General features: G+C 71.7%; 20 protein-coding genes. 16 read left to right on the top strand and 4 right to left on the bottom strand.

The window, feature by feature from the left end; translation table 11 throughout:
• The first annotated feature begins 188 nt into the window (after positions 1 to 188).
• Together ACFC0Z_RS14810 and ACFC0Z_RS14815 are read left to right on the top strand one after the other, a co-directional pair.
• Entirely contained in the window at positions 189 to 1,316 is a 1,128-nt protein-coding gene (locus ACFC0Z_RS14810; RefSeq protein ID WP_376437049.1) for a ferrochelatase, read from the top strand.
• Between the two features lie 11 nt (positions 1,317 to 1,327).
• Entirely contained in the window at positions 1,328 to 2,161 is an 834-nt protein-coding gene (locus ACFC0Z_RS14815) for an inositol monophosphatase family protein (RefSeq protein ID WP_376437052.1), read from the top strand.
• 75 nt (positions 2,162 to 2,236) lie between these two features.
• On the opposite strand, the gene ACFC0Z_RS14820 is transcribed toward ACFC0Z_RS14815, so the two are convergent.
• Positions 2,237 to 2,422, bottom strand: a complete 186-nt coding sequence (locus ACFC0Z_RS14820; protein ID WP_376437055.1) for a hypothetical protein — start codon at positions 2,420 to 2,422, stop codon at positions 2,237 to 2,239.
• Between the two features lie 347 nt (positions 2,423 to 2,769).
• Here ACFC0Z_RS14820 and ACFC0Z_RS14825 point away from each other — a divergent pair, with 347 nt between their 5' ends.
• The 4 genes from ACFC0Z_RS14825 (at position 2,770) to ACFC0Z_RS14840 (ending at position 6,448) form a co-directional block, all read left to right on the top strand.
• On the top strand, positions 2,770 to 3,423 hold the full coding sequence (locus ACFC0Z_RS14825) for a response regulator transcription factor (RefSeq protein ID WP_017237674.1): 654 nt from the start codon (positions 2,770 to 2,772) through the stop codon (positions 3,421 to 3,423).
• A 5-nt stretch (positions 3,424 to 3,428) separates the two neighbouring features.
• A complete protein-coding gene (locus tag ACFC0Z_RS14830; RefSeq protein WP_376437057.1) occupies positions 3,429 to 4,664 on the top strand; it encodes a sensor histidine kinase in 1,236 nt (411 codons plus the stop codon).
• A gap of 395 nt (positions 4,665 to 5,059) precedes the next feature.
• Complete coding sequence (locus ACFC0Z_RS14835) at positions 5,060 to 5,356, top strand: DUF4193 domain-containing protein (RefSeq protein WP_003955561.1); 297 nt, start codon at positions 5,060 to 5,062, stop codon at positions 5,354 to 5,356.
• A 12-nt stretch (positions 5,357 to 5,368) separates the two neighbouring features.
• Positions 5,369 to 6,448 (top strand): hypothetical protein, encoded by a 1,080-nt coding sequence (locus tag ACFC0Z_RS14840; RefSeq protein ID WP_376437059.1) that lies wholly within the window; start codon positions 5,369 to 5,371, stop codon positions 6,446 to 6,448.
• A gap of 61 nt (positions 6,449 to 6,509) precedes the next feature.
• On the opposite strand, the gene ACFC0Z_RS14845 is transcribed toward ACFC0Z_RS14840, so the two are convergent.
• Entirely contained in the window at positions 6,510 to 7,031 is a 522-nt protein-coding gene (locus ACFC0Z_RS14845) for a DUF3093 domain-containing protein (RefSeq protein ID WP_376437062.1), read from the bottom strand.
• A gap of 58 nt (positions 7,032 to 7,089) precedes the next feature.
• Between ACFC0Z_RS14845 and ACFC0Z_RS14850 the strand changes: the two genes are divergently transcribed.
• The 8 genes from ACFC0Z_RS14850 (at position 7,090) to ACFC0Z_RS14885 (ending at position 14,463) form a co-directional block, all read left to right on the top strand.
• A complete protein-coding gene (locus ACFC0Z_RS14850) occupies positions 7,090 to 7,674 on the top strand; it encodes a PaaI family thioesterase (protein ID WP_376437065.1) in 585 nt (194 codons plus the stop codon).
• A complete protein-coding gene (gene dut, locus ACFC0Z_RS14855; protein WP_360812959.1) occupies positions 7,674 to 8,186 on the top strand; it encodes a dUTP diphosphatase in 513 nt (170 codons plus the stop codon). The genes ACFC0Z_RS14850 and dut overlap by 1 nt, the downstream gene beginning before the upstream one ends.
• Position 8,187: 1 nt before the next feature.
• A complete protein-coding gene (locus tag ACFC0Z_RS14860) occupies positions 8,188 to 8,949 on the top strand; it encodes a DUF3710 domain-containing protein (protein WP_376437068.1) in 762 nt (253 codons plus the stop codon).
• A 240-nt stretch (positions 8,950 to 9,189) separates the two neighbouring features.
• On the top strand, positions 9,190 to 9,867 hold the full coding sequence (locus ACFC0Z_RS14865; protein WP_376437976.1) for an ABC transporter ATP-binding protein: 678 nt from the start codon (positions 9,190 to 9,192) through the stop codon (positions 9,865 to 9,867).
• 91 nt (positions 9,868 to 9,958) lie between these two features.
• Positions 9,959 to 12,496: a DUF4118 domain-containing protein gene (locus ACFC0Z_RS14870; protein ID WP_376437071.1), complete on the top strand. Its 2,538-nt coding sequence runs from the start codon at positions 9,959 to 9,961 to the stop codon at positions 12,494 to 12,496.
• A gap of 38 nt (positions 12,497 to 12,534) precedes the next feature.
• Complete coding sequence (locus tag ACFC0Z_RS14875) at positions 12,535 to 13,221, top strand: response regulator (protein ID WP_376437074.1); 687 nt, start codon at positions 12,535 to 12,537, stop codon at positions 13,219 to 13,221.
• A gap of 72 nt (positions 13,222 to 13,293) precedes the next feature.
• The gene (locus ACFC0Z_RS14880) at positions 13,294 to 13,692 is read left to right on the top strand and encodes an OB-fold nucleic acid binding domain-containing protein (RefSeq protein ID WP_360812951.1); all 399 of its coding nucleotides are present in this window, start codon (positions 13,294 to 13,296) and stop codon (positions 13,690 to 13,692) included.
• A 3-nt stretch (positions 13,693 to 13,695) separates the two neighbouring features.
• Entirely contained in the window at positions 13,696 to 14,463 is a 768-nt protein-coding gene (locus ACFC0Z_RS14885; protein ID WP_376437076.1) for a DUF3159 domain-containing protein, read from the top strand.
• A 69-nt stretch (positions 14,464 to 14,532) separates the two neighbouring features.
• Here ACFC0Z_RS14885 and ACFC0Z_RS14890 read toward each other — a convergent pair whose 3' ends face one another.
• Positions 14,533 to 15,210: a TrkA family potassium uptake protein gene (locus tag ACFC0Z_RS14890; RefSeq protein WP_360812949.1), complete on the bottom strand. Its 678-nt coding sequence runs from the start codon at positions 15,208 to 15,210 to the stop codon at positions 14,533 to 14,535.
• Positions 15,210 to 15,878 carry a potassium channel family protein gene (locus ACFC0Z_RS14895; protein WP_376437079.1) on the bottom strand — a complete coding sequence of 223 codons (669 nt, stop codon included), beginning with the start codon at positions 15,876 to 15,878 and terminating at the stop codon, positions 15,210 to 15,212. Before ACFC0Z_RS14895 ends, ACFC0Z_RS14890 begins: the two co-directional genes overlap by 1 nt.
• Before the next feature lie 234 nt (positions 15,879 to 16,112).
• Here ACFC0Z_RS14895 and ACFC0Z_RS14900 point away from each other — a divergent pair, with 234 nt between their 5' ends.
• Together ACFC0Z_RS14900 and ACFC0Z_RS14905 are read left to right on the top strand one after the other, a co-directional pair.
• Complete coding sequence (locus ACFC0Z_RS14900; RefSeq protein WP_376437081.1) at positions 16,113 to 18,164, top strand: APC family permease; 2,052 nt, start codon at positions 16,113 to 16,115, stop codon at positions 18,162 to 18,164.
• 60 nt (positions 18,165 to 18,224) lie between these two features.
• On the top strand, positions 18,225 to 19,553 hold the full coding sequence (locus ACFC0Z_RS14905; RefSeq protein WP_376437084.1) for a class I SAM-dependent RNA methyltransferase: 1,329 nt from the start codon (positions 18,225 to 18,227) through the stop codon (positions 19,551 to 19,553).
• Positions 19,554 to 19,683 lie beyond the last annotated feature (130 nt).

The raw sequence follows: 19,683 nt of genomic DNA on the forward strand, positions 1-19,683 counted from the left end.
GGGCAGGTGACGTGGCGGGGGGCACGTGTAATTAACAGCTAAAGCCTACGGTGTTGAACTCGATAGGTCATCCCCCTTTTTCCGGACGGATGTGTCGTCCGGGCGGTACGTTCCCGGACGACACGGGACAGGCCGGTCACCGGCGGACCGTGATCCGTACCGCCTCCCGCGAGTGGGAGGATCGGCCCATGTCCGATCAGCACGATCCCGCCCCGTACGACGCCCTGCTGCTGCTCTCCTTCGGTGGACCCGAGGGTCCGGACGACGTGGTCCCGTTCCTGGAGAACGTGACGCGCGGCCGCGGCATCCCGAAGGAACGGCTGAAGGAAGTGGGGCAGCACTACTTCCTCTTCGGCGGCGTCTCCCCGATCAACGACCAGAACCGCGCGCTGCTCGACGCGCTGCGGACGGACTTCGCGGAGGCCGGTCTCGACCTCCCCGTCCACTGGGGAAACCGGAACTGGGCGCCGTACCTCACCGACACCCTCCGCGAGATGATCAAGGACGGCCGGCGCCACATCGCCGTCCTCACCACCAGCGCGTACGCCTCCTACTCGGGCTGCCGCCAGTACCGCGAGAACCTCGCCGACGCGCTCGCCACCCTGGAAGCGGAAGGGCTTCCGACGCCCCGCGTCGACAAGCTCCGGCACTACTTCAACCACCCCGGCTTCATCGAACCCATGATCGAGGGCGTGCTCGCCTCGCTCGCCGACCTCGACCCGGCCGAGCGCGAGGGCGCCCACCTCGCCTTCACCACCCACTCCATCCCCGACTCCGCCGCCGACAGCTCCGGACCGGTCGCCGAGCACGGCGAGGGCGGGGCGTACGTGCGCCAGCACCTCGACGTGGCGGAGACGATCGTCGAGGCCGTCCGCGAGCGGACCGGCGTCGCGTACCCGTGGAAGCTCGTCTACCAGTCCCGCAGCGGCGCCCCGCACGTCCCGTGGCTCGAACCCGACATCTGCGACCACCTGGAGGAGCTGCACCACGCCGGCGTCTCCGCCGCCGTCATGGTCCCCATCGGCTTCGTCTCCGACCACATGGAGGTCCTGTACGACCTCGACACGGAGGCCACCGCCAAGGCCGCCGAGCTCGGCCTGCCCGTCCGCCGCTCCGCGACCGTCGGCGCCGACCCGCGCTTCGCCGCCGCCGTCCGCGAGCTCGTCCTGGAGCGCGCGGCCAACGAGCGGGGGACCCGGACGGAGCGCTGCGCCCTCGGCGCCCTCGGACCCTCGCACGACCTGTGCCCGATCGGCTGCTGCCCGGCCAGGGCGGAGCGGCCGGCCGCGGCCGGCGCCGACAGCCCGTACGCGTGAAGGAGCTCCTCGTGACCGACACCCCCGCTTCCGGCACCCCCGCGACCGACCCCCTGCTCACCGAGTTGCTGGACCTCGCCCTTGAGGCCGCCCGGCGGGCCGGAGAGCTGCTGCGCGACGGCCGGCCCGACGACCTCGCCGTGGCGACGACCAAGAGCAGCCCCATCGACGTCGTCACCGAGATGGACATCGCCGCCGAGAAGCTGATCACCGGCTTCCTCTCCGAGCACCGCCCGCAGGACGGCTTCCTCGGCGAGGAGGGCGCCTCCAGCCCCGGCACCAGCGGCATCCGCTGGGTCATCGACCCCCTCGACGGCACGGTGAACTACCTCTACGGCCTCCCCACCTGGGCGGTCTCCATCGCCGCCGAGCGCGACGGCGAGACCGTCGTCGGCGTCGTCGAGGCCCCCATGCGCGGCGAGACCTACCGCGCGGTCCTCGGCGGAGGCGCGTACGCGGGGGAGCGGACGCTCTCCGTGCGGCAGCCCTCGCCGCCGCTCGACCAGGCCCTCCTGGGGACCGGCTTCGGGTACGTCCAGGCCCGCCGCGCCCACCAGGCGGACGTGGCCCAGCGGGTCATCCCGCGCGTCCGGGACATCCGCAGGGGCGGCTCGGCCGCGATCGACCTGTGCGACGTCGCGGCCGGCCGCCTCGACGCGTACTACGAGCGCGGACTCAACCCCTGGGACCTGGCCGCCGGAGCCCTCATCGCCCGCGAGGCGGGCGCGCTGACCGGCGGGCGACCTGGACAGCCCGAGTCCGGGGAACTGACGCTGGCGGCCTCGCCAGGCCTCTTCCCGCCCCTCCAGGAGCTCCTGGAGGAGCTCGGCGCCTGGCACGACTAGCCGGCTCGGTGGTGCACACACCGAAGAGCCCCGGCGCCGCACTCGGCGCCGGGGCTCTTCGGGTACGCGTACGGGTCAGGCGCCCGTGCAGGCTCCTGGCACCGCGATCTGGACGCCGTGCTCGGCGGCCAGGCGGTGCAGGTCCTCCAGCTCCGCCAGCTCGACGTCCGCAAGGAAGTCGTCGCCCGTCTCACGAGCGTGCGTGAGGTCGTGCTGGGCGGCCTTGATCCGGTGCAGCAGTCCTGCGGTGAAAGCGTCCATCGTGCGCCCCCTCGTCGTGGGTCCGGTGGCACGGTTCGTGCCGAGGGTGGGTGGATCACACACGGCTGCCTCTGAGGGACAGAGGGCGGCAGGTGGCGCGCCGCATACAGGCGTGATCACGGGGTGTGCAGTCGTCCTCCCCACCCCGTTCCTCACAGAAACCTCAACTGGCCCGCGAATCAGGTGAATTCTTTCGCGCCCCCTGCCGGGCGCCCTTCCGCGGCCCCGGCCGAGGGCCGTCTTACAGCCGGTTTACGCGCGTTCGGGGCAGGATGGACACGCACAGTCAGTGCTCAGGCTTTCGATCCGGTCCCCCACGGACCGGGGCTCTAGGGAAGGACAACGACGTGCGTGTACTCGTCGTCGAGGACGAGCAGCTGCTCGCCGATGCGGTGGCCACCGGACTGCGCCGGGAGGCCATGGCCGTCGACGTCGTGTACGACGGCGCGGCCGCCCTGGAGCGGGTCGGGGTGAACGACTACGACGTGGTCGTCCTCGACCGCGACCTGCCCCTCGTCCACGGCGACGACGTCTGCCGCAAGATCGTCGAGCTCGGCATGCCCACGCGCGTGCTGATGCTGACCGCGTCTGGCGACGTCAGCGACCGCGTGGAGGGCCTGGAGCTCGGCGCGGACGACTACCTGCCCAAGCCCTTCGCCTTCACCGAGCTCACCGCGCGCGTGCGCGCGCTCGGCCGGCGCACCACCGTCCCGCTCCCGCCCGTCCTGGAGCGCGCCGGCATCAAGCTCGACCCGAACCGCCGCGAGGTCTTCCGCGAGGGCAAGGAGGTCCAGCTCGCGCCGAAGGAGTTCGCGGTCCTGGAGGTCCTCATGCGCAGCGAGGGCGCCGTCGTCTCGGCCGAGCAGCTCCTGGAGAAGGCCTGGGACGAGAACACCGACCCGTTCACCAACGTCGTCCGCGTCACCGTCATGACCCTGCGCCGCAAGCTCGGCGAGCCCCCGGTCATCGTCACCGTGCCCGGCTCCGGGTACCGGATCTGACCCCGATGCCCACGACCCCGCCGCATCCCCAGGCGCCCCCGAAACCGACCTGGGACCCCCGGGACCCGGTCAGACCGCTGCTGCGCCCGACCATCCGCATACGGCTCACGCTGCTGTACGGCGGCATGTTCCTGATCGCCGGCATCCTGCTGCTCTCGATCATCTACCTCTTCACGGCGCAGACGCTGGGGGAGAGCGCGGCCCACCTGCCGTTCAAGATCGTCGAGGGTAAGGTGCAGCCCACCACCTCCTGGTGCGAGCTGCCCGTCCAGGGCACCGGCGAGCAGTTCAACGACGCCGTCTCGGTCTGTCTGCGCTACCAGAGCGACCAGGCCCTGGAAGACCTCCTGCGCCGCTCGCTCTTCGCCCTGCTCGGCCTCAGCATCATCGCCTTCGCCTTCGGCTACGCCATGGCCGGCCGCGTGCTCTCGCCGCTCGGCCGGATCACCCGGACCGCCCGCCAGGTGGCCGGTTCCGACCTGGCCCGCCGCATCGAGCTGGACGGCCCGGACGACGAGCTCAAGGAGCTCGCCGACACCTTCGACGAGATGCTGGACCGCCTGGAGCGCGCCTTCACCGCCCAGCAGCGCTTCGTCGCCAACGCCTCGCACGAGCTCCGCACCCCGCTCGCGATCAACCGCACCCTCCTGGAGGTCCACCTCTCGGACCCCGGGGCGCCCGTGGAGCTCCAGCAGCTCGGCAAGACCCTGCTCGCCACCAACGAGCGCAGCGAGCAGCTCGTGGAGGGCCTGCTGCTGCTCGCCCGCAGCGACAACCAGATCGTCGAGCGCAAGCCCGTGGACCTCGCGGAGGTCGCCTCCCGGGCGATCGACCAGACGCACGGCGAGGCCGTGGCCAAGGGCGTCGAGATCCGGGGCGAGCGCGCGCCCGCCGTGGTCAAGGGCAACGGCGTCCTGCTCGAACGGATCGCCCTGAACCTGCTCCAGAACGCCGTCCGGTACAACGTGCCGGAGGACGGCTGGGTCTCGGTCAGCACCGAGGTCAGGGACGGTCAGGCGGTGCTCCTCGTCTCGAACACGGGTCCGGTGGTTCCCGCGTACGAGATCGACAACCTCTTCGAGCCGTTCCGACGGCTCCGGCAGGAGCGCACGGGCAGTGACAAGGGCGTCGGCCTCGGCCTGTCGATCGCGAGATCCGTGGCCCGGGCCCACGGCGGCCGTATCATCGCGGAGCCCCGCGAGGGCGGTGGCCTCGTGATGCGCGTCACTCTGCCGATCTGACACACTGCACGAGCCGACCGGTTCCGTTCGCTTTGCGCGGAATTCCGGGGCCCCGATCCTGAGACGCCCATGTGTGATCGATCACAGGAGCGGGTGTCCGGATCTCCACTCTCCGTGACCGGGAAATCCCTCGGAAAACCTGGAAAAGTCCGGGTTTCCGGGGCCCTGATTGACGGGAAGTACACGGGGTGGCACCCGCGAGGGATGCCCCGCGGACCGTGTACGGTCCGGTTCGCCACCCGAAGCCGAGCCCTCGCGAGAGGGCACGACGGGTGTCGATTGAGTAACAGACCTTGATGTGAGGCAAAATCTCCGCCTCAGGTCGGGCACAAGTCCGACCTCTCACGCGTTACGTGCGCTGAGACACCCGCAACTACCCAGAGGGGGAGAGCGACATGGCAACGGATTACGACACCCCACGCAAGACCGACGACGACGTCGACTCGGACAGCCTTGAGGAACTGAAGGCCCGCCGGAACGACAAGTCGACCTCGACCGTCGACGTCGACGAGTTCGAGGCCGCCGAAGGCCTGGAGCTTCCCGGCGCCGACCTCTCGAACGAGGAGCTGGCCGTCCGGGTCCTGCCCAAGCAGGCGGACGAGTTCACCTGCATGAGCTGCTTCCTCGTGCACCACCGCAGCCAGCTGGCCCGCGAGAAGAACGGTCAGCCGATCTGCCGCGACTGCGACTGAGGCAGTCCGGCCGTGGCAGGCAGCGACACACCGTCCCGGAAGCGGCGTCTGCGGCTTCCCGGGAGCTCGGAGACGCGCAAGGGCGGCAAGAGCCCGGCACAGGGCGCCCAGGAGGCCCCTGACGCCGTGCGGGCCGCCCCTCTGCCCTCCCTCGGCGCACGTGACGACGAGCGGGGCCCCTCGGCCTCGCTCGAAGCGGTCGTCGCCGACATCGAGGCGGTCACCGGGACGCGGCTCCCCGCCGAGCGCGAGGAGTCCGCGGGCGAGCCCACGGGCGAGTCCGCCGACCTGGCGCGCCACGGGCGCTTCGGCGCCGTCAAACGGCTGGCCGACCCCGCGCGGGCCCAGCTGGACAAAATCAAGATCGACACCGACCGGATCGACGCCGTCCGGCGTGGTGTGACGCGCGGCGTCAAGGACGGCATGCGGCGCGGCGGCGACGGGGCCAAGGCCGGCATCGGCTATCTGGCCGACCGTCTCATCGACCTCGCCCCGCGGATCCCCGTCCGCGACCTGGCGACCCTGCGCAAGCAGTTCCCGGGGCTCGGCCCCGAGGAGATCGCCGACAAACTCGTCACCGGCGCGGCGAACGCCAGCTCGACCGTCGGCGCGGGCGTCGGCGCCGCCGCCATGCTCCCCGTACCGCCGGCCATGCCGGCCGAACTGGCGGCCGAGATCACCGGCGTCGCCGCGGTGGAGCTCAAGCTCATCGCCGAACTGCACGAGGTGTACGGACTGCGCCCCCCGGGCCGCATCACCCAGCGCTCGACGGCCTACCTGACCTCCTGGGCCGAGGAGCGGGGCATCGACCCCGCCAAGCCCACCACGGTCAACGCGGCCCTCGGCGGGCAGCTCAAGCGCGAACTGCGCCAGCAGATCATGAAGCGCATGGTGCGCAACATGCCGAACCTCATGCCCTTCATGATCGGCGCCGCCGTCGGCGCGGTCATGAACCGGCGCGACACCAAGAAGCTCGCGGCGCACGTCCGCAAGGACCTCCGCGCCCGCCAGGTCCCCTGGGACGCCCTCCAGGAGCTGCCCCCGCTGGAGCAGCCCCAGGAGCCCGTCACCCCCAAGGAGCTGGGCTTCTAGGGCCTGTCCCGCGGATCAGGGTCGGACAGGCCCTGGCGACCCGGAGCGTTCCGGATCGCCGTCAGACCTCCGCGCGCGCGGCCTCCAGGGCCGCCGCCAGGGCCTCCGGCTCGCGGCTCGACAGGTACACGTACGGGGTCGGGTCGGCCGGGTCCGTGATCTCGACCCGCACCGCGCGCGGCACGTAGCTGCGCATCAGCATGAAGGCGCGCGGGTCGGCCTTGTGCGTGCGCCAGGCGCGCGCCTCCTCCGCGTCCAGCACCTCGGGCGCCCCCAGCGCCGTGACCGGAATCCGCGCGTCGCCCGCCACCAGCGAGCCCGCCACCACCCGGACGCGGGCGGAGCCGTACGAGGAGACCGCCGCGCCCGCGAGGAGCGCGGCGCCGATCAGGCCGCCGAGCGTCGGGACCGTACCCAGCGGGAACATGATCAGCCCGCCGGAGAGACCGAGCAGGCCCGCGATCAGCCACCACGATCGGGGCGCCGTCAGCCGCTCGTCGAAGCGCGGCGCGGCCGGCGCCGTGGACGAGGGCTCGGACGACGGCTCGGAGGAGGGAGCGGGGGACGAGGCGGAAGGCTGCATGGCTCCAAGCTTGGCACGGCGCGACCTGGGTCCTTCCGCGCGGGTAAGGTCTGCGCCTGTGACCGCAACATCTCCCGCCCTCACCCCGCCGCCCTCGGCCATACCGCCGGTACGCCACCCCGATGCCCCGGCCCCCGGCGAGCTGCTCGGTTCGCACTACGAGCACTGTTTCGGGTGCGGCGGCGGGCAGTCCCACGGCCTGCACCTGGAGGCCAGGGCGGGCGAGGGCGTGACCGTCACCGCCGAGTTCACCGTGACCCCCGACCACCAGGGCGCTCCCGGTCTCGCGCACGGCGGCGTGCTCGCCACCGCGCTCGACGAGACCATCGGCTCCCTGAACTGGCTGCTGCGGGTCATCGCCGTGACCGGACGCCTGGAGACCGACTTCGCCCGGCCCGTGCCGGTCGGCACCGTCCTCCACCTGGAGGCCGAGGTCACCGCCGTGCTCGGCCGCAAGATCTTCTCGACCGCCGTCGGCCGGATCGGCGGGCCCGACGGCCCCGTCGCCGTCCGCGCCGACGCCCTCTTCATCGAGGTCAAGGTCGACCACTTCATCGACAACGGCCGGCCGGAGGAGATCCAGGCCGCCATGTCCGACCCCGACCAGGTCCGGCGCGCCCGCGCCTTCGAGGTGAACCCCTGATGCGCAACCCTGTCGACGTACTGATCCGGCGAGTGGACCCGGAGGTGCCGATCCCCGCGTACGGGCACCCCGGCGACGCCGGCGCCGACCTCGTCACCACCGAGGCCGCCGTCCTCGCGCCCGGGGAGCGCGCGGTGCTGCCCACCGGCGTCTCCATCGCGCTGCCGGACGGCTACGCGGCCTTCGTGCACCCGCGCTCGGGTCTCGCCGCCCGGTGCGGAGTCGCGCTCGTGAATGCCCCGGGGACGGTGGATGCCGGGTACCGTGGAGAGATCAAAGTGATCGTGGTCAATCTCGACCCGCGCGAGAGCGTGCGGTTCGAGCGGTTCGACCGGATTGCCCAACTGGTCGTCCAGCAGGTCGAGAAAGTGCGCTTCCACGAGGTGGAAGAGCTTCCCGGCTCGGCACGGGCCGAGGGGGGCTTCGGGTCCACCGGCGGCCATGCCGCCGTGGACGGCGGGGCGGGTGGGAATCGATACGCTTCGGTCGTATCCGACCGGGAAGGACAGTGACGTGTTCGGACGTCGCAAGAAGAGCGGTGCCGCCGAGGACGTGGCGGGCGCGGACGAGCAGGTCGTCGACGAGGTCGGCACCGACGAGGAGGCGGAGGCGCCGCGTCGCGTGAACCTTCCGCCGGCGCCCCGGCCCGACGGACCGTGGGACATCTCCGAGGTGAGCGAGCCCGAGGAGGGCCGCGTCGACCTGGGCGGCATCTACGTCCCCGGAGTCGAGGGCATGGAGCTGCGGGTCGAGGTGGCCGGTGACGCGATCGTCGCCGCCACCGTCGTCCTGCGCGACAGCGCCGTCCAGCTCCAGGCCTTCGCCGCCCCCAAGAAGGAGGGCATCTGGGGCGAGGTCCGCGACGAGATCGCCACGGGCATCGTCCAGCAGGGCGGTGTCATCGACGAGGTCGAGGGCCCCCTCGGCTGGGAGCTGCGCGCGCAGGTCCCGGTCCAGCTGCCGGACGGCAACCGGGGCGTGCAGCTCGTGCGCTTCGTCGGCGTCGACGGCCCGCGCTGGTTCCTGCGCGGCGTGATCTCGGGCCAGGGCGCGGTGCAGCCGGAGGCCGCCGGCGTCCTGGAGCAGATCGTGCGGGACACCGTGGTCGTCCGCGGCGAGGGCCCGATGGCCCCGCGCGACCCGATCGTCCTCAAGCTGCCGAACGACGCGCAGATGGTGCCGGACGGCGTGCAGCAGGAGGAGCAGGCGAGCTCGCGCTTCTCCGGCGGCATGGGCCAGCTCCAGCGCGGCCCGGAGATCTCCGAGATCCGCTGAGCCGAGGCCGTCGCGACCGCTTCACGAACGGTGGGCCGTTCTCCGTACACCACGTACGGGGGACGGCCCACCGGCCGTTTCCGGGCCGCGGCGCCCCCGGGTGGGCCCTCCGGCTCTGGCCAGCCGCCCGGCCGCGGACCATACTGGCGGGCGCACATGTTCGAGGAGGGGGAGCACAGGGTGAGTGAGAGCAGCACGCGAACCGCGACGGCCGTGGCCGAGGACCCGGCGGGCCGCCCGATGGTCGTGGTCGAGGACCTCCGGCGCTCGTACGGTACGGGCGAGGCCGCCGTCCACGCCCTGCGCGGGGTCTCCTTCACCATCCCGCGCGGCGAGCTCGTCGCCCTCAAGGGCCGCTCCGGCTCCGGCAAGACCACCCTGCTGAACCTGGTGGGCGGCCTCGACAGCGCCGACGGCGGCCGGATCGTCATCGACGGCACCGACCTCTCCACGCTCGGCGAGGGCGGACTCCTGGAGCTGCGCCGGGACCGGATCGGCTTCATCTTCCAGTCCTTCGGGCTCCTCCCGATCCTCTCCGCCGCCGAGAACGTCGGCGTACCCCTGCGGCTGCGCAAGACCGACCCGAAGGAGCGGGAGGAGCGGGTCTCCCTGCTGCTCTCCCTCGTGGGCCTCGCCGACCACGCCAACCAGCGGCCCGGCGAGCTCTCCGGCGGCCAGCAGCAGCGCGTCGCCATCGCCCGCGCCCTCGCCAACAAGCCGGCGCTCCTGATCGCCGACGAGCCGACCGGCCAGCTGGACGCCGAGACCGGGCTCGCGGTCATGGAGCTGCTGCGCGCGGTGGTGCGCAGCGAGGGCTGTACGGCGCTGGTCGCCACCCACGACCCGCAGCTCCTGGGCCTCGCGGACCGGGTCCTCGAACTGCGTGACGGCGAGATCGCCGAGACCGGCCAGGACTGATCACCCGGCACGCATCAGGATCACGTCAATACCGGGCGGGGGTTCCCGCCCGCGTGCGGAATGTCCGATTGGCTGGACGTATGGTCGTGCCATGGGACGCGGCAAGCTTCGGATCTACCTCGGCGCTGCGCCGGGCGTCGGCAAGACGTACGCGATGCTCTCCGAGGCGCACCGCCGGGTGGAGCGCGGCACGGACTGCGTCGTGGCCGTCGTCGAGCACCACGGCCGCCCGCGCACCGAGGTGATGCTGCACGGCCTGGAACAGGTCCCGCGCCGGACCCTGGAGTACCGGGGCTCGGTCTTCACCGAGATGGACGTGGACGCGCTCCTCGCGCGCAGACCCGCCGTCGCCCTCGTCGACGAGCTCGCCCACACCAACGTCCCCGGCTCCCGGAACCCGAAGCGCTGGCAGGACGTGGCCGAGCTGCTCGCCGCCGGCATCGACGTCGTCTCGACCGTCAACATCCAGCACCTGGAGTCCCTCGGCGACGTCGTCGAGGCGATCACCGGCGTACGGCAGCGGGAGACCGTCCCCGACGAGGTGGTCCGCAGGGCCGACCAGATCGAGCTGGTCGACATGTCGCCCCAGGCCCTGCGCCGCCGGATGGCCCACGGCAACGTCTACACGCCCGACAAGGTCGACGCGGCCCTGTCCAACTACTTCCGCCCCGGCAACCTCACCGCCCTGCGCGAGCTCGCGCTCCTGTGGACCGCCGACCGGGTCGACGAGTACCTCCAGGAGTACCGGGGCGAGCACAACATCCGCTCGCCCTGGCAGGCCCGCGAACGGATCGTCGTCGGGCTCACCGGCGGCCCCGAGGGCCGCACCCTGATACGCCGGGCCACCCGGCTGGCCGAGAAGGGCGCGGGCGGCGAGGTCCTCGCCGTCTACATCTCGCGCAGCGACGGCCTCACCTCCGCCTCGCCGAAGGAGCTCGCCGTCCAGCGGACGCTCGTCGAGGACCTCGGCGGAACGTTCCATCACGTCGTCGGCGACGACATCCCCTCCGCGCTCCTGGAGTTCGCCCGCGGGGTCAACGCCTCCCAGATCGTCCTGGGCTCCAGCCGCCGCCGCACCTGGCAGTACGTGTTCGGGCCCGGCGTCGGCCAGACCGTGGCCCGCGACTCCGGCCCCGACCTGGACGTCCACATCGTCACGCACGGCGAGGTCGCCAAGGGCCGCGGCCTGCCCGTCGCGCGCGGCGCGCGCCTCGCCCGCCCCCGGATCCTCGGCGGCTGGCTCGTCGGCGTCGGCGGGCCCCTCGCCCTGGCGCTGGTCCTCACGCACGTCGACGCGGACCTCGGCCTCGCCAACGACATGCTGCTGTTCCTCGCGCTGACCGTCGGCTCCGCGCTGCTCGGCGGCTTCCTCCCGGCGCTCGCCTCGGCGGCCGTCGGCTCCTTCCTCCTCAACTGGTTCTTCACCCCGCCGGTCCACCGGCTCACCATCGCCGACCCGAAGAACATCGTCGCCATCGCCGTCTTCTTCGGCGTCGCCATGGCGGTCGCCTCCGTCGTCGACCTCGCGGCCCGCCGCACCCACCAGGCCGCCCGGCTCCGCGCCGAGTCCGAGGTGCTCTCCTACCTCGCCGGCAGCGTCCTGCGCGGCGAGACCAGCCTCGACGCCCTCCTCGAACGGGTCCGCGAGACCTTCTCCATGGAGTCGGTCTCCCTCCTGGAGCGGACCGACGGGGCCGAACCGTGGACCCAGGCGGCGAGCGTCGGCCCCCACCCGGCCGTACGGCCCGACGACGCCGACGTGGACATGCCGGTCGGCGACCACCTCGCCCTGGCCCTCTCCGGCCGCGTCCTCCCGGCCGAGGACCGGCGCGTCCTCGGCGCCTTCGCCGCCCAGGCCGCCGTCGTCCTCGACCGGCAGCGCCTGGTCGGCGAGGCCGAGGAGGCCCGCAAGCTCGCCGAGGGCAACAAGATCCGTACGGCCCTGCTCGCCGCCGTCAGCCACGACCTGCGCACCCCGCTCGCGAGCATCAAGGCCTCCGTCTCCTCGCTCCGCTCCGACGACGTCGAGTGGTCCGACGAGGACCGTGCCGAGCTCCTGGAGGGCATCGAGGCCGGCGCCGACCGGCTCGACCACCTCGTGGGCAACCTCCTCGACATGTCCCGCCTCCAGACCGGCACGGTCACGCCGCTCATCCGCCCGGTGGACCTCGACGAGGTCGTCCCCATGGCCCTCGGGGGCGTACCGGACGGCAGCGCCGAGCTCGACATCCCCGAGAGCCTGCCCATGGTCGAGGTCGACAAGGGCCTCCTGGAGCGGGCCGTCGCCAACATCGTCGAGAACGCCGTGAAGTACAGCCCCTTCGGCGTCCCCGTCACGGTCGCCGCCAGCACCCTGGGGGAGCGGGTCGAGCTGCGCGTCGTCGACCGCGGACCCGGCGTGCCCGACGAGAGCAAGGAGGGCATCTTCGAGCCCTTCCAGCGCCTCGGCGACGCCCCGCGCGGCGCCGGGGTCGGCCTCGGGCTCGCGGTCGCCCGCGGCTTCGTCGAGGCCATGGGCGGGACGCTCGGCGCCGAGGACACCCCGGGCGGCGGGCTGACCATGGTCCTCACCCTCAGGGCCGCGCCCGGCGGTCCGCGACACGAGCCCGTCTCCGTAAGCCACGCATGACCTGCCCACCCCTGCCGACAGAGAGAAGGTCCCCCTCCATGACCCGGGTCCTCGTGGTCGACGACGAGCCACAGATCGTCCGCGCCCTGGTGATCAACCTCAAGGCGCGGAAGTACGAGGTCGACGCCGCGCCCGACGGCGCCACCGCGCTCCGGCTCGCCGCCGACCGCCACCCCGACGTCGTCGTCCTCGACCTCGGCCTCCCCGACATGGACGGCGTCGAGGTCATCAAGGGCCTCCGCGGCTGGACGCGGGTCCCGATCCTCGTCCTCTCCGCCCGGCAGACCTCCGACGAGAAGGTCGAGGCGCTCGACGCGGGCGCCGACGACTACGTCACCAAGCCCTTCGGGATGGACGAGCTGCTCGCCCGGCTGCGCGCGGCCGTGCGCCGCGCCGAGCCGGTCGGCGGCGCCGAGGACGGCGTCGTGGTCGTCGAGACCGAGGGCTTCACCGTCGACCTCGCCGCGAAGAAGGTCCACCGCGACGGCCGTGACGTCCGGCTCACCCCCACCGAGTGGCACCTCCTGGAGGTCCTCGTCCGCAACGGCGGCCGGCTCGTCAGCCAGAAGCAGCTGCTCCAGGAGGTCTGGGGACCCTCGTACGGCACGGAGACCAACTACCTCCGCGTCTACATGGCGCAGTTGCGGCGCAAGCTGGAGGCGGACCCCTCGCACCCGCGCCACTTCGTCACCGAGCCGGGCATGGGCTACCGCTTCGAACGGTGAGACGGAGGCCGTGCGTCAGCCCGGTCGGGCGACACCCGTTCCGGTGACGGTGGGGGCCGGTACGCTTTCTGTATGAGTGCTGCACCGCGTACAGAGAAGCCGGCCGGACGGTTCCGCAGGATGCTCGACCGGCTCTCCTCGACCCCGGAGGACCTGGAGTCGGAGGAGCTCCAGGAGGACGCCGAGGCCTCGGGGTGCACGCGCATCTCTGACTGCTCCGACCGCCAGATAGTCAAGGTGACTGGTACCTTGCGCACGGTCACGCTGCGCCCGCGCGCCGGTGTGCCCGCGCTGGAGGCCGAGCTCTTCGACGGCACGGCACCGCTGGACGTCGTCTGGCTCGGTCGCCGCTCCATCGTGGGCATCGAGCCGGGCCGCAAGCTGATCGCCTCCGGCCGGATCTCCATGAGCCACGGCCGGCGGGTCCTCTTCAACCCCAAATACGAGCTCCGACCGCTCGGACAGGAGTAGCCGGTGACGTCCCTCGACAAGGGCCGGTCCGTTCCCGACCAGTCCATTCCGGACCCGTCGATCCCGGACCAGGACGCCCAGGCCGACAAGGCCGTGACCGAGGCCGCGCTCTCCGAGGCGTTCGGCGGAGTGCGGGGCATGATCGAGACGATCGTGCCCGGTCTGCTCTTCGTCACGATCTTCACGATCAACAAGAACCTCCAGGTCTCGGCCATCGCCGCGCTCGCGGTCTCGCTCGTCCTGGTCGCCGTCCGGCTGATCCGCCGCGACACCGTGAAGCACGCCTTCAGCGGCGTCTTCGGCGTCGCCTTCGGCGTCGTCTTCGCGATGATGACGGGCAACGCCAAGGACTTCTACCTGCCGGGCATGCTGTACACCCTGGGCCTCGCCCTGGCGTACATCGTCACGGCCCTCGCGGGCGTCCCGCTGATCGGCCTGATCCTCGGCCCGGTCTTCAAGGAGAACCTCTCCTGGCGCACCCGCAACCCCGGCCGCAAGAAGGCGTACACGAAGGCCAGCCTGGCCTGGGGCCTGATCCTGCTCGGCAAGTGCGCGATCCTCTTCCCGCTGTACTGGTGGGCCGACCCGACCAAGTTCGGCTGGGTCTCCGTCGCGCTGAAGATCCCGCCGTTCCTGCTCGCGGTCTACCTGACCTGGATCTTCCTCGCGAAGGCCCCGGCGCCGATCGACGTCTTCGCCGAGATGGAGGCGGAGGAGCGCGCGGAGAAGGAGCGCAAGGCGGCGGCAGCGCGTACCTCCCCGGAGGCCTGAGAAGCGGTACGGGAAAGGGCCCGGGACTCGTCACGAGTCCCGGGCCCTTCCGCGTACCGCCACCGCCTCCTACGAGTCGGTCGGCTCCCGGCGCACCTGGAGCAGGTCCTCCAGCTGCTCCTCGCGGGCCTGCGCGGCCACGAAGAGGAGCTCGTCGCCGGCCTCCAGGGTCTCCTCGGCGTTCGGCGTGAGCACCCGCGAGCCGCGGATGATCGTCACCAGCGAGGTGTCCTGCGGCCAGGCCACGTCCCCGACGGCGGTGCCGGCGACGGCCGACTCCGGCGGGAGCGTCAGTTCGACGAGGTTCGCGTCACCGTGGCTGAAGCGGAGCAGCCGGACCAGGTCGCCGACGCTCACCGCCTCCTCGACCAGGGCCGACATCAGGCGCGGGGTGGAGACGGCGACGTCCACGCCCCAGGCCTCGTTGAAGAGCCACTCGTTCTTCGGGTTGTTCACCCGGGCGACGACCCGCGGCACGCCGTACTCGGTCTTGGCGAGCAGCGAGACGACGAGGTTCACCTTGTCGTCACCGGTCGCCGCGATCACCACGTTGCAGCGCTGGAGCGCCGCCTCGTCGAGGGACGTGATCTCGCAGGCGTCGGCGAGCAGCCACTCCGCCTGCGGCACCCGCTCCACCGAGATGGCGGTCGGCGCCTTGTCGATCAGCAGGACCTCGTGCCCGTTCTCCAGGAGCTCGCCCGCGATGGAACGGCCCACCGCACCCGCGCCCGCAATAGCGACACGCATCAGTGACCGCCCTCCTCGGGACCCTCGGCGAAGGCCTCCTCGACCTTCGCGATCTCGTCCGTACGCATCATCACGTGCACCAGATCGCCTTCCTGGAGCACCGTCTGCGAGGTCGGCAGAATCGCTTCGCCCAGCCGGGTGAGGAAGGCGACACGCACGCCGGTCTCCTCCTGGAGGCGGCTGACCTTGTGGCCGATCCACGCCGGGGAGGTGTGCACCTCGGCGAGCTGCACGCCGCCGCTCGGGTCACGCCACAGGGGCTCCGCGCCGGACGGCAGCAGGCGGCGCAGCATCTGGTCGGCGGTCCAGCGGACCGTCGCGACCGTCGGGATGCCGAGGCGCTGGTAGACCTCGGCGCGACGCGGGTCGTAGATCCGCGCCGCCACGTTCTCGATGCCGAACATCTCGCGCGCGACCCGCGCCGCGATGATGTTCGAGTTGTCGCCGCTGCTCACCGCGGCGAAGGCGCCGGCCTCTTCGATACCGGCCTCACGCAGCGTGTCCTGGTCGAAGCCCACGCCCGTGACCCGACGCCCGCCGAAACCCGATCCCAGCCGGCGGAAGGCCGTGGGGTCCTGGTCGATGACGGCGACGGTGTGCCCCTGCTGTTCGAGGGTCTGCGCGAGAGCGGCTCCCACTCGCCCGCAGCCCATGATGACGATGTGCACGTCCCCTTACCCCGCACTCCTGATCGCCTTGCTGACCTGCGAAAACACGCTGCTCACAACTTTCGTCGCCCGTTCGGCCCGGGCCGCGGCGGGCAACGCCCTGACGGGTTGCCCGGTCCGAGCTTATGCGGCAACGGTGGCGGGGACCGCATCCGAGGTGGTACTCAGGGAGATTCGGTGCCGATCGGGGGTGCCGGTGGGCGTGGCGGTTTTCGAACGCTTACGATCCTCTCCGTGTCCAAACTGACCGACGTGCCCAAACGGATCCTGATCGGGCGGGCCCTGCGCAGCGACAAGCTCGGGGAAACGCTCCTCCCGAAGCGGATCGCCCTCCCCGTCTTCGCCTCCGACCCGCTGTCCTCGGTGGCGTACGCCCCGGGTGAGGTCCTCCTGGTCCTCTCCGTCGCGGGCCTGTCGGCCTACCACTTCAGCCCCTGGATCGCGCTCGCGGTCGTCGTCCTGATGTTCACGGTCGTCGCCTCGTACCGCCAGAACGTGCACGCGTACCCGAGCGGCGGCGGCGACTACGAGGTCGCCAACACCAACCTCGGGCCGAAGGCCGGACTCACCGTCGCGAGCGCCCTGCTCGTCGACTACGTCCTCACCGTCGCCGTCTCGATCTCCTCGGGCATCGAGAACCTCGGCTCGGCCGTCCCCTTCGTCGTCGAGCACAAGGTGGCCTGCGCGGTCGCCGTCATCGTGCTCCTCACCGTGATGAACCTCCGCGGCGTGAAGGAGTCGGGCAGCCTCTTCGCCATCCCGACGTACGTCTTCGTCGCCGGCGTCTTCATCATGATCATGTGGGGCGCCTACAAGGGGCTCGTCCTCGACGAGACGATGAAGGCCCCGACGGCCGACTTCGAGATCAAGCCCGAGCACGAGGGCCTGGCCGGCTTCGCCCTGGTCTTCCTCCTGCTCCGCGCCTTCTCCTCCGGCTGTGCCGCCCTCACCGGCGTCGAGGCGATCTCCAACGGCGTCCCCGCCTTCCGCAAGCCGAAGTCGAAGAACGCCGCCACGACCCTGACGCTCATGGGTGCCCTCGCGGTCACCATGTTCTGCGGCATCATCTTCCTGGCCATGGCCACCGACGTCCGGATGGCCGAGAAGCCCGCCGAAGACCTCATCCACAACGGGGTGCCGGTCGGCGAGGGCTACGTCCAGGACCCGGTGATCTCCCAGGTCGCCGCCGCCGTCTTCGGCGACGGGACGTTCTTCTTCGTCGTCCTCGCCGCCGCGACCGCCCTCGTCCTCTTCCTGGCCGCCAACACCGCGTACAACGGCTTCCCGCTCCTCGGCTCGATCCTCGCCCAGGACCGGTACCTGCCGCGCCAGCTGCACACCCGCGGCGACCGCCTCACCTTCTCCAACGGCATCGTGCTCCTGGCGGGCGCCGCCGCCCTGCTCGTGGTGATCTACGGAGCGGACTCGACGAAGCTGATCCAGCTCTACATCGTCGGCGTCTTCGTCTCGTTCACGCTGAGCCAGATCGGCATGGTCCGGCACTGGAACCGCCACCTGAAGAGCGAGCGGGACCCGGCCAAGCGCCGCCACATGATCCGCTCGCGCGCGATCAACGCCTTCGGCGCCTTCTTCACCGGCCTCGTCCTCGTCGTCGTCCTCGCCACCAAGTTCACGCACGGCGCCTGGGTCGCCCTGCTCGGCATGGTGATCTTCTACGGGACGATGACCGCGATCCGTAAGCACTACGACTCCGTCGCGGCCGAGATCGCCGCCGCCGAGGAGCGCCCCGACGAGTACGTGCGCCCCTCCCGGGTCCGCTCCATCGTCCTCGTCTCCAAGCTCCACAAGCCCACCCTCCGCGCCCTCGCGTACGCCAAGCTCATGCACGCGAACGAGCTGGAGGCGCTGACCGTCAACGTCGACCCGGTCGAGACGAAGGCGCTCAGGGAGGAGTGGGAGCGGCGCGGCATCAACGTACCGCTCAAGATCCTCGACTCCCCGTACCGCGAGATCACCCGCCCGGTGATCGACTACGTGAAGAACATCCGCCGCGAGAGCCCGCGCGACGCCGTCTCGGTCTACATCCCCGAGTACGTCGTCGGCCACTGGTACGAGCACCTGCTGCACAACCAGTCGGCGCTCCGCCTCAAGGGCCGCCTGCTCTTCACGCCCGGCGTGATGGTCACGTCCGTCCCGTACCAGCTCCAGTCCTCCGAGGCCGCGAAGAAGCGGGCGCGCAAGCGCCAGGAGTGGAACGCGCCGGGCTCGGTGCGCCGCGGCCCGGTCGAGAAGGGCCAGAAGGAAACGGCCGGAAAGAGCAACTAGACTGGTGGGCTGCCGTCGGAAAAACGACGGCAGCCCCCTTTCGCTCTGGAGCCCTGACTCATGCAGAACACCCCCGTTACGTCTCTGGTCGGGGCGGAGTACGAGGTCGAGGTCGGCCCGGTCGCCCACGGCGGCCACTGCATCGCCCGTACGGAGGCGGGCCGGGTCCTCTTCGTCCGCCACGCGCTGCCGGGCGAGCGGGTCCGGGTGCGGGTCACGGAGGGCGAGGAGACGTCCCGCTTCCTGCGCGCGGACGCCGTCGAGATCCTGGACGCCTCCAAGGACCGCGTCCCGGCCCCCTGCCCCTTCGCGGGCCCCGGCAAGTGCGGCGGCTGCGACTGGCAGCACGCGAAGCCGGGCGCGCAGCGCCGCCTCAAGGGCGAGGTCATCGCGGAGCAGCTGCTGCGCCTGGCCGGCCTGACCCCCGAGGAGGCGGGCTGGGACGGCACCGTCATGCCGGCCGAGGGCGACAAGCTCCCGGCGGGCGAGGTCCCCCAGTGGCGCACCCGCGTCCAGTACGCGATCGACGCGGAGGGCCACGCGGGCCTGCGCCGCCACCGCTCGCACGAGGTCGAGGTCGTCGACCACTGCATGATCGCGGCGGCGGGCGTCTCCGAACTCGGCATCGAGAAGCGCACCTGGGAAGGCATGGAATCCGTCGAGGCCATCGCGGCCTCCGGCTCCAGCGACCGCCAGGTCATCCTCACCCCCCGCCCCGGCGCCCGCCTGCCCCTCGTCGAGCTCGACAAGCCGGTCTCGGTGATGCGCGTCGACGAGAAGGACGGCGGCGTCCACCGCGTCCACGGCCGCGCCTTCGTCCGCGAGCGCGCCGACGAGCGCACCCACCGCGTCGGCAGCGGCGGCTTCTGGCAGGTCCACCCGAAGGCCGCCCAGACCCTCATGCTCGCCGTCATGCAGGGCCTCACCCCCCGCAAGGGCGAGACCGCCCTCGACCTCTACTGCGGCGTCGGCCTCTTCGCGGGCGCCCTCGCCGACCGCGTCGGCGACCAGGGCGCGGTCCTCGGCATCGAGTCCGGCAAGCGCGCCGTCGAGGACGCCCGCCACAACCTGGCCGACTTCCCGCGCGTCCGCATCGAACAGGGCAAGGTCGAGCAGGTCCTCCCGCGCACCGGCATCACCGAGGTCGACCTGATCGTCCTCGACCCCCCGCGCGCCGGCGCCGGCAAGCAGACCGTCCACCACCTGGCCGCCCTCGGCGCCCGCCGCATCGCCTACGTGGCCTGCGACCCGGCCGCCCTGGCCCGCGACCTCTCCTACTTCATGGAACGCGGCTACCGCGTCCGCACGCTCCGCGCCTTCGACCTCTTCCCGATGACGCACCATGTGGAGTGCGTCGCGATCCTTGAGCCTGCTGAAAAGGGCCGCTGAACTGCGGGTTTGTTGAGTGTGCATTATGGGCGCTACGTGCGTTACGGGCGATATCTTGACGCATATCTGACGCACGTGACGCACGTGACGCACGTTTGACGCACGGACGGCGCTGTTTCTGATGGGTCGC

Source organism: Streptomyces sp. NPDC056144 (assembly GCF_042264145.1).
Taxonomy (GTDB): Bacteria; Actinomycetota; Actinomycetes; order Streptomycetales; family Streptomycetaceae; genus Streptomyces.

Coding starts and splice junctions, on each gene's coding strand:
- ACFC0Z_RS14830 (WP_376437057.1), top strand. CDS start 3,429: ATGCCCACGACCCCGCCGCATCCCCAGGCGCCCCCGAAACCGACCTGG.
- ACFC0Z_RS14865 (WP_376437976.1), top strand. CDS start 9,190: ATGGTCGTGGTCGAGGACCTCCGGCGCTCGTACGGTACGGGCGAGGCC.
- ACFC0Z_RS14845 (WP_376437062.1), bottom strand. CDS start 7,031: ATGCAGCCTTCCGCCTCGTCCCCCGCTCCCTCCTCCGAGCCGTCGTCC.
- dut (WP_360812959.1), top strand. CDS start 7,674: ATGCGCAACCCTGTCGACGTACTGATCCGGCGAGTGGACCCGGAGGTG.
- ACFC0Z_RS14820 (WP_376437055.1), bottom strand. CDS start 2,422: ATGGACGCTTTCACCGCAGGACTGCTGCACCGGATCAAGGCCGCCCAG.
- ACFC0Z_RS14905 (WP_376437084.1), top strand. CDS start 18,225: ATGCAGAACACCCCCGTTACGTCTCTGGTCGGGGCGGAGTACGAGGTC.
- ACFC0Z_RS14835 (WP_003955561.1), top strand. CDS start 5,060: ATGGCAACGGATTACGACACCCCACGCAAGACCGACGACGACGTCGAC.
- ACFC0Z_RS14890 (WP_360812949.1), bottom strand. CDS start 15,210: ATGCGTGTCGCTATTGCGGGCGCGGGTGCGGTGGGCCGTTCCATCGCG.
- ACFC0Z_RS14870 (WP_376437071.1), top strand. CDS start 9,959: ATGGGACGCGGCAAGCTTCGGATCTACCTCGGCGCTGCGCCGGGCGTC.
- ACFC0Z_RS14810 (WP_376437049.1), top strand. CDS start 189: ATGTCCGATCAGCACGATCCCGCCCCGTACGACGCCCTGCTGCTGCTC.
- ACFC0Z_RS14875 (WP_376437074.1), top strand. CDS start 12,535: ATGACCCGGGTCCTCGTGGTCGACGACGAGCCACAGATCGTCCGCGCC.
- ACFC0Z_RS14880 (WP_360812951.1), top strand. CDS start 13,294: ATGAGTGCTGCACCGCGTACAGAGAAGCCGGCCGGACGGTTCCGCAGG.